We start from the raw sequence: 12,883 nt of genomic DNA, 5'->3' as shown, positions 1-12,883 counted from the left end.
CATTGCGCGACACTCTTCCTCGACGAGACGCCATCAGGCGCCGCTAGAGAGGATAGAAGCATGGACGCCCCCGTTCAGGAACGCGCCGCACTCAAGCCCCCCTTCGCCGCCCGTTACGAAAACTTCATCGGCGGAAGCTGGGTCGCGCCCAAGGCGGGCCGCTACTTCGAAAACACGTCTCCGATCAACGGTCGGGTCATCGGCGAAATCGCCCGTTCGGATGCTTCCGACATCGAAGCCGCACTGGACGCCGCCCATGCCGCCAAGGACGCCTGGGGCAGGACTGCGGTGGCCGAGCGGGCCCGCATACTCAACCTCATGGCCGACCGCATGGAGGCAAACCTAGAACGCCTCGCCACTGCCGAGACCTGGGACAACGGCAAGCCGATCCGCGAGACCATGGCCGCCGACGTGCCGCTCGCCATCGACCATTTCCGTTACTACGCCGGTGTGATCCGAGGCCAGGAAGGCTCGATAAGCGAGATCGACAACGACACCGTCGCCTACCACTTCCACGAACCGCTGGGCGTGGTCGGGCAGATCATCCCGTGGAATTTTCCGCTGCTGATGGCCGCGTGGAAGCTGGCCCCGGCGCTGGCGGCCGGGAACTGCGTGGTCCTGAAACCTGCGGAACAGACGCCCGCCTCGATCCTGGTCTGGGCAGAGATCGTGGGCGACCTGCTGCCGCCGGGCGTGCTCAACATCGTCAACGGTTTCGGCCTGGAAGCGGGCAAGCCGCTCGCCTCGTCCAGCCGCATCGCCAAGATCGCCTTCACCGGCGAGACGACGACCGGACGGTTGATCATGCAATATGCCAGCGAGAACCTGATCCCGGTAACGCTGGAACTGGGCGGCAAGTCGCCCAACATCTTCTTCGCGGACGTTGCCGATAAGGACGACGATTTCTTCGACAAGGCGATAGAGGGCTTCGTGATGTTCGCCCTCAATCAGGGCGAGGTCTGCACCTGCCCCAGCCGCGCGCTGATCCAGGAGAGTATCTACGACCGCTTCATGGAGCGTGCGCTACAGCGCGTGGCCGCCATCGTGCAGGGCAATCCGCTCGATCCCGCGACGATGATCGGGGCACAGGCCTCTTCCGAACAGCGGGAGAAGATACTCTCCTACTTCGACATCGGCCGCCAGGAGGGCGCCGAAGTGCTGATCGGCGGCGAGACGGCGCAACTGGAAGGCGAACTCGCGGGCGGCTATTACATCAAGCCGACCGTGTTCAAGGGCCATAACAAGATGCGGATCTTCCAGGAGGAGATCTTCGGCCCGGTGGTCTCCGTAACGACCTTCAAGGATGCCGAGGAGGCGCTCGCGATCGCCAATGACACGCTCTACGGCCTGGGCGCGGGCGTGTGGAGCCGCGACGCCAATACCTGCTACCGGTTCGGCCGCGAGATCAAGGCCGGGCGGGTCTGGACCAATTGCTATCATGCCTATCCCGCGCATGCGGCCTTCGGCGGATACAAACAGTCCGGGATCGGCCGTGAAACGCACAAAATAATGCTCGATCATTATCAACAGACGAAGAATATGCTAGTAAGTTACAGCCCCCGCAAGCTCGGATTCTTCTGAGCTTGATCCCCCGGCGCGCTCCGCTACGCTCTCTCCCGAAAGCGGAGCGCGCCCCCTATTCTTGATGAATACCAATTCCCAGCAGGAGTGTTGCAATGGCCAAGACCATGAAAGCTGCCGTCGTGCGTGAATTCGGCAAACCCCTGACCATCGACGAAGTACCCGTGCCCGAAGTCGGCCCCGGCCAAATCCAGGTGGCGATCCAGGCGTCCGGCGTCTGCCATACCGACCTCCATGCCGCCGAAGGCGACTGGCCCGTCAAGCCCAATCCGCCGTTCATTCCCGGGCACGAGGGGGTGGGTTTCGTCAGCCAGGTCGGCGCCGGCGTCACGCATGTGAAGGAAGGCGACCGGGTGGGCGTGCCCTGGCTCTACACCGCCTGCGGCCATTGCGTACACTGCATGGGCGGATGGGAGACGCTCTGCGAAAGCCAGCTGAACACCGGCTATTCGGTGAACGGCGGCTTTGCGGACTATGTGATCGCCGATCCAAACTACGTCGGACACCTGCCGGACAACATCAGCTTCACCGAGATCGCGCCAGTGCTTTGCGCGGGAGTCACCGTCTACAAGGGCCTCAAAGTCACCGACACCAAGCCAGGCGACTATGTGGCGATCAGTGGTATCGGCGGACTGGGCCACATGGCCGTACAATATGCGATCGCCATGGGCCTCAACGTCGCGGCCATCGACATCGACGACGCCAAGCTGGACCTCGCCCGCAGGCTGGGCGCGACGATCACCGTCAATGCCCGCAACGAGGATCCCGCCACGATCATCAAGCGCGAGACCGGCGGCGGCGTCAACGGCGTGCTGGTGACGGCGGTGAGCGAGAAGGCCTTCGAACAGGCCATAGGCGTGACCGCGCGCGGCGGAACGGTGGCGCTCAACGGGCTTCCGCCGGGCGACTTCCCGCTCAACATCTTCGGTATGGTGCTGAACGGCATCACCGTGCGCGGCTCGATCGTCGGCACCCGGCTGGATCTTCAGGAATCGATCGATTTCGCGGCGCAGGGCAAGGTCAAGGCAACAGTCGAGACGGCGCGGATCGAGGACATCAACACGATCTTCGATCGCATGCATAAGGGCCAGATCGAAGGACGTGTCGTCCTCGACATGGCGGGCTAAACCAGGGAGACGGCCGGGGTGACGAACGAGATAGAACGCGTAGTCGCCACCCCGGCAGCGCTGGACCTGATCGGGGAACTCGTTGCCGAATACGGTCCGGTGCTGTTTCATCAGTCCGGCGGCTGCTGCGACGGGTCGTCGCCCATGTGCTATCCGCGCTGCGAGTTTCGGATCGGCGAGGGCGATATCCTGCTTGGCGAAGTGGGCGGGACGCCAGTCTATATCGGCCGCGCCCAGGGGGAAGCCTGGGCGCATACTCAGCTCATTCTCGACGTGGTTCCTGGCCGAGGCGGCATGTTCAGCCTGGACAATGGCCGCGAACGCCGTTTCCTGACGCGCGGCCGTGTCTTCGGGGAGGAAGAGGTGCAGAAGCTGGAGAGCCGTTCGGGGACTACTTGATACCCCACTCCAAACCAGTTCCATCGCGACGTCATCCTGAACTCGTTTCAGGATCCATCATGCCTCTAGACCGGTTCTCCGATCAGCAAACTCCCCCTCAGCGCTATTCCCCCCGTCATCGGTAGCAGCCCCACGATGGATCCTGAAACAAGTTCAGGATGACGGCCTTACCAAAAACTGCGACCTCCTCAGCGAGCCCCAGCAGCCCCGATCGTGAACGAATAGGTCAGCGGCTTCAACTCGATCCGATAGGGCATGTGCGCCCGGCCATCGAGGTTCCAGCCGGTATCCCCGCCCACGCCCGCCTGCGCCGCATCGATCAGCAGCGTGCCGTTGCCATGGGGGCGGATGTCCGAGCTGTGCGCCTGCGACGGCGGTTTCGTGGCGAGATCGGCGTAGGGGAACGCCAGCGCATTGACGGACAAAGGCTGAGCGCCGGTAACGCGCAGGCCGATAGGGGGGCCGGCCCTGTGCCCCACCTTGCCTCCCGTCAGTTCAATCCAGCGGACGTCGGTCTTGTTGCCGGACTCCTGCGGGCGGGCATAGTCGTGGAACTGGTCGGCCAGCGCGCCCTGCCATTGCGCAATGAGTCCGGCGGTCTTGCGATCGGCATAAGTCTCCTGCGGCCCGCGCCCGAACCAGCGCACCTGATCGAGCATTGCAGGCGTTTCGAAGGCCAGCCCCACCCGCAGCGGATCGGGCAGAGTGTCGCGAATGGGCTCGAAATGGACGGTCACGCTCACGGTCCCGTCCGCCGCCATCGTCCAGCGCGTCTCGGTCTTTACCGAACCCACGCCCATGTCATGGCGGACCACGATCGCGTTACCATCGCGCACGATGGCCTCGACCCGGCGATTTGCGGAAAAATGCTGCCACATGACGTGGCTCTTGGCGACGCCCGCGCCCAAGTCATTGTCGGTGGGCGAGCGCCAGAAGTTCGGCGCGCCGCCGGTGAGCAGCAGCTTTCCGCCCCGCTCATAACGGGTGACGAGGCCGGTGGCCTTGTCGATCTCCAGCACCGCATCGCCCGAAGCCAGGCGCAGGGTCGCAGCGCTTTCACTTGGCGCGACGACACCTGCCGCGACCGGAACCACGGCCGGGCCGGAAAGCGCGAACTGCTCCCAGCCGACGACATGCCCGGCCGGCTGCGTCGGCACCGCGCCTGCCTTGGCGCGGGCACGCAGGACGAGAATGCGCTCTGCCGCGGAATCCTTGGCGGCCGGAACCGGCACGGTGAGCGCCGCCGAAGCCCCTGCCGCCACATCCGGCACCGTCAGCGCGCCATGCGCCACATCCTTGCCGTTCTCCATGACCGTCCAGTCGAGCGTGAAGCGCGAAAGATCGATGTGGTCATGACGGTTCACCACCCGGTAAGCGCCCGCCTCCTGAACGAAGGCGATCGGCGCCTGCACTTTGGCAAGCTCGTAATATTCGGGATCGGGCGTGCGGTCTGACTGGATGACGCCATCGCCCACCGGGCTTTCGTCGCCGTGGACTCCCGGCCCCTTCGGATCGGGATCGTAGTCGAGCCCCTGCCCCCAGTAGCTGCGTCCGTCCTTGTCCTTGAGCAGCATGGTCTGGTCCACCCAGTCCCAGATGAACCCGCCTTGCAGCTTGGGATAGCGGCGCATCGTGTCCCAGTAGCCCTGGAGATCGCCCAGGCTGTTGCCCATGGCATGGGCATATTCGCAAAGGATCAGCGGCTGGGTGAAGGCCGGATCCTTGGCGTAGTCGATCATCTTCGGAACGTCGTCATACATCGGCGCGAAGATATCGACGTAGCTGTTGGTCGGATGGCGCCAGTTGCTCATGCTCCAGCCAAGGAAGTTGATCAGACGGGTCGGATCGTTCTCCCGCACCCACTTGCCGGCTGCCTCGAAGTTCGTGCCGATCCCCGTCTCGTTGCCCAGCGACCAGAAGATGATCGAAGGATGGTTGCGATCACGCTGGACCATGCGCTGCACCCGGTCGAGATGCGCCACCTTCCACTTGGGGTCGTTGCCCAGCAGATACTTGGGATCGTTGCCGTGCTCCTGCGACAAGCTGAGGTAGCCGTGGCTTTCGATATTGGCCTCGTCCATCACGTAGAGGCCGTATTCGTCGGCCAGATCGTACCAGCGTGGATCGTTCGGATAGTGCGAGGTGCGCACGGCGTTGACGTTGGCCGCCTTCATCAGTTCGATGTCGCGACGCATCGTCTGCTCGGACACGATGCGGAAAGTGCGAGGGTCGTGCTCGTGCCGATTGACCCCGCGGATCATCACCCGCTTGCCGTTCACGCGCACTTCGCCGCCTGCGATCTCCACCGTGCGGAAGCCGATGCGGCGGCTCGTCGCCTCCACCAGCTTGCCGTCGGCGTCCATCAGCTCGACGAGCAGTGTGTAGAGTTGCGGATCTTCGGCAGACCACCTTCGCACTGCGGGAACCGCTGCCGCCAGCGAAACCACGCCACTCTCGGCGGCGCCCTCCCGCTTCAGCACTTCGCGCTTGCCGTCAAGCAATGTCGCGCGAACACGCATCGCGGAAGGCTGCCCGGCCAGGTCGATCGTGACACCCAGCCTGCCGTCGCGGTAGCCGTTTTCCAGTCCGGAATCGACGGTCAGGTCGCGGATGTGGGTCGCCGGAGCGGCATAGAGCGTGATGCTGCGCTCGATCCCGTTGACCCGCCAGAAGTCCTGATCTTCCAGGTAACTGCCGTCCGCGAAGCGATATAGCTCGATGGCGACGGTGTTCTTGCCGGGCCGGGCGTAACGGGTCACGTCGAACTCGGCCGGAAGCTTGGAGTCTTCCGAATAGCCGACGCGCTGGCCGTTGACCCAGATATAATAGGCCGCGCCCGCCGCACCCACCGTCAACAGCAGGCGGCGACCGGACCAGCTCGCGGGAACGGTGAAGTCACGGCGATAGGAACCCACCTCGTTGAGGCTATGGTCGATCCACGGCTGGTTGCGCGGGAAGGGATAGCCGCTGCCGACGAAAACCGGGCGACCATGCCCTTCCGCCTGAAGAATACCGGGCACTTTCATCGTGCCCCAGCCGCTCACATCGAAGTCAGGCTTGAAGAAATCGGCCGGACGGCTTTCCGGGGTGGGGGAAAGCTGGAACTTCCACTCACCGTCGAGGGAGAGATGATAGCGTGACTTCGCCCCGTCGCCAGACAGGGCGCCCGCGCGCGTCTCGAATCCCGCGAACGTGGTGTGCATGGGCTCCGCGCCGTTGCGAACCACTTCGGGCTGTTCCCATTCGGCGGCTGCGGATTGCGCCTCGGCACTCTGGCTCAGCAGGCAAGCCACCGCAACCGCGCCCATCGCGCAACCGTTCAGGAATTTCCGCAAGTAACCCGCCCTCTCTCGTTCCATCTCGCCACATGCCATGGCAACACCTCCTGAATCGTATACCATATCCAAGAGAAAGCAAGCCACTGCCGGGGTTGGCAAACCGATGCTAGAAGGGGACTTCGTTACCTTCGTAATCGAACAGCTTGCCGCTATCCGTTATCTTCAGCCCCTCGATCACGTCGAGCAATTGCAGCGCCGCCCGTTCCGCGTCGAACAGCTTGCCCGGCTGAACGTTGCTTTGGAACGGCCGCGACAGGGCCGTATCGACCGTGCCCGGATGGAGCGCGACGACGATGGCGCGGTCGTTGCGACGCCGTTCCTCTATCGCAAGATTGCGCACCAGCATGTTCAGCGCCGCTTTCGACGCGCGGTATCCGTGCCAGCCGCCCAGCTGGTTGTCGCTGATGGACCCCACGCGCGCCGAAAGAGCCGCGAACACGGGCTTCACCTGCCCCGCCCCCTTGGGTTTAGGCAAAAGCGGCAGGAAATGCTTCGCCACCAGCGCGGGGCCGATCGCATTGACGGCATAGAGCCTGGCCATCCAATCCGGGTCCAGGTCGCGCAAGGCTTTCTCCGGTCCGAGATCGTCGGCATGGAGCAATCCGGTGGCCACGATCACCAGACTTGGCGGAGGCCCTGCCGCCACGCGTGCGGCAGCAGCGGCGATGCTCGCCTCGTCCAGCAGGTCGAGATGGTCGGCTCCGCTTCGTTTCCGCGCGAAACCGTAGACGACGTCGAACGCCCCTTCCTCCAGCAGCGCCGCCTCGAAGGCCCCGCCGATCCCGCCGGACGCGCCTATGACGACAGCCGAGTTCCGGGCGGCACCGCTCATGCGCGGGTAAACCGCCAGCGGTCCTCGTCGCTCTCGGCGGGATCGAACCGATAGCCGTCGCTGTCGAAACCGCGCATCGCCTCGATTTCCGTAACGTGGTGCTCGCAGAGCCAGCGCGCCATCATGCCCCGCGCGCGTTTCGCGTTGAAGCTGATGAAACGCGGGCCGTTCGGGCCGGGCTCGCGGAATTCCACCTCGATCACCCGGACGCCGGGCAGCTTGCCGGTGACGGCGGCGAAGTATTCCTGGCTGGCAAGGTTGAGCACCACGTTGGATCCTTCTTCCTCAAGCTGCTCCAGCAGGAACTGCGCGATGCGGTCCCCCCACCAATCCGTTAGGCTCTTGTGGCGCGGGGCCCAGCGGGTGCCCATCTCCAGGCGATAAGGCCGGATGGCGTCGAGCGGGCGCAGCAGGCCATAAAGACCCGAAAGCATGCGGACATGATCCTGCGCGAAGGCCACGCCTGCCTCATCCAGCGTATGCGCTTCAAAGCCGGTATAGACATCGCCCGCGAAGGCGAACAGCGCCTGGCGCTCAGGCAAGTCGGGAAAGTCGCGAAACCGGTCGGCATTGAGCTTGGCCAGACGCGGCGAGATATGCATCAGCTCGGAAAGCCGCTTCTGCGTAAGGTTCGCCGCCGACTTCGCAAGGCTGGCCGCTTCCTCGGAGAAGTGCGGCGTCGTCACGGCAAGCGGCGGCAGGGCGCGCTCGAAATCGAGCGTCTTGGCGGGGGAGAGGAGAGCGATCATCGCACGCGCGGTAGCGAGGGCCGGCGATGGCGTCAAACCTCACCGGCCACCGGGCTAAAGATGCCGCAGGGCGGCTCAGCGAGGGCACCTCACCGGATCGTTGCGCTTGCAGTAGGGATTGCTGGCCTCCCACTGAGCGCGCGCTGCCTCGTAATCCCGCACGGCCGTCTCGTGCTGGCGTACGGCCTCACCAAAGGCGGCCTGTTCGCGTTCCTGCCGCGCGGTTTCCGTCGCGATCGCGGCCTCGCGCGCGCTCTGGCGAGCGTTGAAGTCCTCCACTTGCGCCCGCGCCGCCTGCGCCTGCTCCTGGTTCAGCGCCTTGCGCCGGGCCTCCGCGTCCGGGCCTTCGGGACGATTGTTGGCCGCCCCGTCCGACTTGGGCGCATCCGGCAGCCCCATGTCCGCCACGCTTTGCGCAATTCCGGGCACAGGCGCGGCAGCAAGGGCCAGGGCGAGCAGGGCAAGAGGGCGTGAACGTTTCATCGATGGTGTCCTTCTTCGGTCTGCAAGGTCGCTCGGAAATGACATCCTCGCTTTCCCGGCGCCAGTTTGAAGTGAAGCAACGAGCGACAGCCCGACCCGGTTCCTGCACGGAAACCGGGTTGGGCCATCGTTTTCGCGCCTTGCCGAACGGATAGGCCCGCCGAAAGGGTAGACACTCAGGCGGGACGCGCGTCCAGATCGACGCCAAGTTCCCGCGGCCAGTATCGCAGGGCGCGACAGGCCGTAAGGAAGCTCTCGGCGTCCTTGGCGCCAGCCAGCGGCAGGCAGGCTTCATCGAGATCCTCCGCGATTCCGGCCCTGGCAAGAAGTTCCTGCGCCCCGGCGGTGTAGCCGATGAACTTGCAGTGTGCGAAGGCGTCGCTGACAAAGTCCTTCGCCGCCGCGTCTTGCGCGAACAGCGCCGCGCCTTCCTGCGAAACCAGGATCGCCACCGCGTCGAACAGCACCGAGGGGCCGCCGTCGATCTTGTGCTTGGCCGCCACGCGCGTTCCGTCCGAGAGCGTCACGCCGCCAACCTTGGGCGCGATCACTTCGTAGACCGCTCCCTCGGCTTCCACCGCCTTGAGCAGAGCGCCGAAGATCGCCGCGTCCGCGCCGTCGCTCAGCAACAGGCCCAGCTTTCTGCCTTTGAAGTCTGCCGGCCCGTTCTTGACGATGCTCAACTTGTCCGATGGCGGAAGGTCGGCGATCGGCTCGCGCGCGGCCTTCGCCGGATGGGGCAGCGACAGGCCCAGGCCGTCGGCCACCGTCTGCGCAAGGCCCGCGTCGATGTTGAGCAAGTGGGATACCGTCCGGGCGCGGATATCGGGACGCTCCACTTTCGAAAGCTCGAAAACCAGCGCGTCGGCGATGTGCTTCTGCTCGATCGGTGTCTGGCTCAGCAGGAACTGGCGCGCCTGGCTGTAGTGGTCCGCGAAAGTTTCGGAGCGGATGCGCTGCTTCGGGCCGTCTACAATTTCCGCGAAGCTGGTGAAGCCTTTTGCGGGATCCTCGCGCGGGCCGCCCTGCTCGGCGCCCCAGCTGTTCGGCTCATAGTTCGCACGGCCCTTTGGATTGCGCATGGCCATGTGACCGTCCTGCTGGAAATGGGCCATCGGACACTTCGGCGCATTGATCGGGATATGGGTGAAGTTAGGGCCGCCCAGACGTTTGATCTGGGTGTCGAGGTAGGAAAAATTGCGGCCCTGAAGCAGCGGGTCGTTCGAAAAATCGATACCCGGCGGTACGTTCTGCGTGCAGAAAGCCACCTGCTCGGTTTCGGCGAAGAAGTTGTCCACCACCCGATCCAGCACGAGGCGGCCGACGATGCGGACCGGCACGAGTTCCTCGGGAATGAGCTTGGTGGCATCGAGGACATCGAAGTCGAAGCTGTCGGCGAATTCCTCGTCGAACAACTGCACGCCGAGTTCCCATTCCGGAAAGTCTCCGCCATTGATCGCATCCCACAAGTCGCGGCGATGGAAATCGGGATCGGCGCCGTTGATCTTCACCGCTTCGTTCCACACGACGGATTGCAGGCCCTGCCGGGGCTTCCAGTGGAACTTGACGAAAGTGGACTTGCCCTGTTCGTCAAGGAGCCGGAAGGTGTGGACCCCGAACCCTTCCATCGTGCGGAACGAGCGAGGTATGGCCCGGTCCGACATGGTCCACATGATCATGTGGAAGCTTTCCGGCGTCAGGCTGACGAAGTCCCAGAAATTGTCGTGCGCGGTCTGGGCCTGCGGAAAGCTGCGGTCCGGCTCCGGCTTCGCCGCATGGACGAGATCCGGGAACTTCATGGCGTCCTGGATGAAGAACACCGGAATATTGTTGCCAACCAGATCCCAATTGCCCTCGCGGGTATAGAGCTTGACCGCGAAGCCGCGCACATCCCGCGCCAGGTCGAACGAGCCCTTGGATCCCGCCACGGTGGAGAAGCGCACGAAAGCGGGAGTGCGTTCTCCGACGCGCTGAAACACGTCGGCGCGACTGACGTCCGCCAGGCTGTCGGTCAGTTCGAAATAGCCGTGGGCGCCGTAACCGCGCGCGTGGACGACGCGTTCGGGTATGCGTTCGTGGTCGAAATGGAAAATCTTTTCGCGGAAATGGAAGTCTTCCAGCAAAGTAGGACCACGCGCGCCCTGCTTGAGGCTGTTCTGGTCGTCTGCCACCGGAATGCCTTGCTGCGTGGTCAGGGTGGCGACGTCACCATTTGCGGTCTGGCGTGTCTCTCCGCCGTTGCCCTGGTCTTCATCAAAGCTCGACGAAATCTCGGCATCGGCAGGAACGGCATCGGCCTTGCCGGGCGTTTCACCGCCGATCTCGGCGGCGGAAAGGTCTGCCGGGGTGCGCTTCGAAGGTGTTTTCTTGGAAGTCTTGGCCATGGCTATCCTCGCTGGGACTTGGGTGGCACCGGCCGCCCCGCACCACGCCTTCAACGCGCGCAGAACCCCGGCATCTTCGCGGGATAACTTCGATCGCTCGTCGGGGTTGCGCCGTTCGTCGCGGATTAACTTATGTTCGAGCGATTCTTCGCCCGCCCGACGAGTCGTCGCAGCCAGGAGGCCGTTGGACGCTTAGGGGCGAGCGGGCACTTTTTCGTCTGGCCGCAAGGTCAGCACTCTCACGCCGTCTCCGGTAACGGCAACGGTATGCTCGAACTGAGCGGAGAGTTTGCCGTCCACGGTCCTGACCGTCCAGCCATCGTCCTCGGTGCGCACCATCCTGCGCCCTTCGTTGAGCATCGGCTCGATCGTGAAGACCATGCCTTCCTGAAGGCGAAGGCCCGTACCGGGCCGACCGAAGTGCAGCACCTCGGGCTTCTCGTGCATTTCGCGGCCGATCCCGTGGCCGCAGTAATCGCGCACTACCGAATAGCCGGCCCGCTTGGCGTGACGCTCCACGGCATGGCCGACATCGCCCAGTCGCGCTCCGGGGCGAACGGCCCGAATGCCCTGCCACATCGCCTCGTAGGTGGTCTGCACCAGCCGCCTTGCCCGCGGCGCAACCGCACCGATCATGTAGGTCTTGCTGGAATCGGCGATAAAGCCGTTCTTTTCGAGAGTGATGTCGAAATTCACGATATCCCCCTCGCACACATGCTCGTCATGCGAAGGAACACCGTGGCACACGACCTCGTTCCGCGAGCAGTTCAGGACATAGCCGTAGCCGTATTGCCCCTTGCTGGCCGGACGCGCATGAAGACGATCGACGATCATCCTCTCTACCATGTCGTTGATTTCCATGGTCGATCGCCCGGAGAGCACCTCTCCGTCGAGAAACGAGATTACCGATGCCAGCAGACGCCCGGCTTCCGCCATGAGTTCGACTTCCTCAGCCGACTTGATCATGGCATGCCCTCACCCGCGATTTCCGGTTGGAGGCGGCCGTCTACCCCCGCATCCCTCAATTCCCGCGCGACGATCTGCTGGAACGTCAATTGCGGGTTCAATTCGCAGAGCATGCCGATCCTGATCCAGAACGCCGCTTGCGCATTGATCGAGCGATAGGATGCCTTGCTGGCCTTGCGCAGCTGATCATGCAGGTCATCCTCGATATTGACGATGCCCATCATAGCCCTCTAAATATACGAATCATATATGATCCATATAGGGCATCCGAACGGCCCGCAAGCTGCGGTATAGGACCCTAAGGCCCCAGCCATCCCGCTTCAACGATAGGTAAGACGGGGGAAGAACGATCCCCGCCCTTCGGGCAGGAGATCCAGCAAGCCCCAGACCGGATCGAGCGCATCGAGCGCGCGGTGATGCTGCCCCGGCTCCTCGGGGGCATAGACCAGTTCGCCGCCCCAGAAGTGCCTCACCGTCTCGCCGTCCTTGCGAAAGACGTTGATCATCGGCTCGTCCCAGTCCGTTCCGGCTTCGTAGCCGCGTTCGTCGCGCATGGGCTGCGAGACGCCGGCAGTGTTGCCGAAGTAGTCGCGCGTGTAGCTGTTGCCCTCGGCCGAAAGGAAGCGAAGGTGCGGCCAGCGTCGCTCCCGCGCCCAGGCGACCAGCCGCGACAGGGGCGAGCGCGCCACGACGTAAAAGGGCGCTACCTGCCCCACATGCCTTGCCGCTCCATCCAGGCCGTCGAGCAGATGCGTGCATCCGGTGCAGGGTTCGTCCCGCTCCGGCCCGAACATGTAACTGTAGAGGATCAGGCTGGGTTTTCCCTCGAAAAGGTCGGATAGCCGCACCTGCTCTTCCCGCTGGTAGATATCGAGCCGCGTGAACAGGTAGTCTTCTGCCGGTTCTCCGCCTGGTGGCAATGCCCGGCGCAGGGCGGCGACGGCTTCCGCCTGACGGCGCAAAGCCATTTCCGCATCGAGCAGGGCATTGCGGGCCCGACGATATTCGGCGCTTTCGTTCGGAT

General features: G+C 64.0%; 11 protein-coding genes. 3 read left to right on the top strand and 8 right to left on the bottom strand.

The window, feature by feature from the left end; all coding sequences use genetic code 11:
- Positions 1-60: 60 nt before the first annotated feature.
- The 3 genes from adh to RT424_RS16450 all read left to right on the top strand — a co-directional run bounded on the left by adh (position 61) and on the right by RT424_RS16450 (position 3,107).
- On the top strand, positions 61-1,581 hold the full coding sequence (gene adh / locus RT424_RS16460) for an aldehyde dehydrogenase (protein WP_313440500.1): 1,521 nt from the start codon (positions 61-63) through the stop codon (positions 1,579-1,581).
- A 95-nt stretch (positions 1,582-1,676) separates the two neighbouring features.
- Positions 1,677-2,708: an alcohol dehydrogenase AdhP gene (gene adhP / locus RT424_RS16455; RefSeq protein ID WP_313440499.1), complete on the top strand. Its 1,032-nt coding sequence runs from the start codon at positions 1,677-1,679 to the stop codon at positions 2,706-2,708.
- An 18-nt stretch (positions 2,709-2,726) separates the two neighbouring features.
- Complete coding sequence (locus RT424_RS16450; protein WP_313440497.1) at positions 2,727-3,107, top strand: DUF779 domain-containing protein; 381 nt, start codon at positions 2,727-2,729, stop codon at positions 3,105-3,107.
- Positions 3,108-3,295: 188 nt separating this feature from the next.
- Here the strand turns inward: RT424_RS16450 and RT424_RS16445 are convergent, their stop codons facing one another.
- From RT424_RS16445 to RT424_RS16410, 8 genes are all read right to left on the bottom strand, one after another.
- Positions 3,296-6,481, bottom strand: a complete 3,186-nt coding sequence (locus RT424_RS16445) for a glycoside hydrolase family 2 TIM barrel-domain containing protein (protein ID WP_313440495.1) — start codon at positions 6,479-6,481, stop codon at positions 3,296-3,298.
- A gap of 70 nt (positions 6,482-6,551) precedes the next feature.
- A complete protein-coding gene (locus RT424_RS16440; protein WP_313440494.1) occupies positions 6,552-7,277 on the bottom strand; it encodes an SDR family NAD(P)-dependent oxidoreductase in 726 nt (241 codons plus the stop codon).
- Positions 7,274-8,026 (bottom strand): peroxide stress protein YaaA, encoded by a 753-nt coding sequence (gene yaaA, locus RT424_RS16435; RefSeq protein ID WP_313440493.1) that lies wholly within the window; start codon positions 8,024-8,026, stop codon positions 7,274-7,276. The genes RT424_RS16440 and yaaA overlap by 4 nt, the downstream gene beginning before the upstream one ends.
- A gap of 75 nt (positions 8,027-8,101) precedes the next feature.
- Positions 8,102-8,509 (bottom strand): hypothetical protein, encoded by a 408-nt coding sequence (locus RT424_RS16430; protein ID WP_313440491.1) that lies wholly within the window; start codon positions 8,507-8,509, stop codon positions 8,102-8,104.
- Positions 8,510-8,685: 176 nt separating this feature from the next.
- Entirely contained in the window at positions 8,686-10,893 is a 2,208-nt protein-coding gene (locus RT424_RS16425; RefSeq protein ID WP_313440489.1) for a catalase, read from the bottom strand.
- A 192-nt stretch (positions 10,894-11,085) separates the two neighbouring features.
- Positions 11,086-11,859, bottom strand: coding sequence for a type I methionyl aminopeptidase (map, locus tag RT424_RS16420; protein WP_313440487.1), 774 nt, complete (start codon positions 11,857-11,859; stop codon positions 11,086-11,088).
- Positions 11,856-12,080: a ParD-like family protein gene (locus RT424_RS16415; RefSeq protein ID WP_313440485.1), complete on the bottom strand. Its 225-nt coding sequence runs from the start codon at positions 12,078-12,080 to the stop codon at positions 11,856-11,858. The genes map and RT424_RS16415 overlap by 4 nt, the downstream gene beginning before the upstream one ends.
- Positions 12,081-12,179: 99 nt before the next feature.
- Positions 12,180-12,883: DUF899 family protein (locus RT424_RS16410; protein WP_313440483.1), on the bottom strand; the 704-nt coding region annotated here is incomplete at its 5' end.

The sequence above is a fragment of the Novosphingobium sp. genome (assembly GCF_032093395.1).
GTDB lineage: Bacteria > Pseudomonadota > Alphaproteobacteria > Sphingomonadales > Sphingomonadaceae > Novosphingobium.
This window is presented reverse-complemented; position numbering and strand designations above follow the sequence as displayed.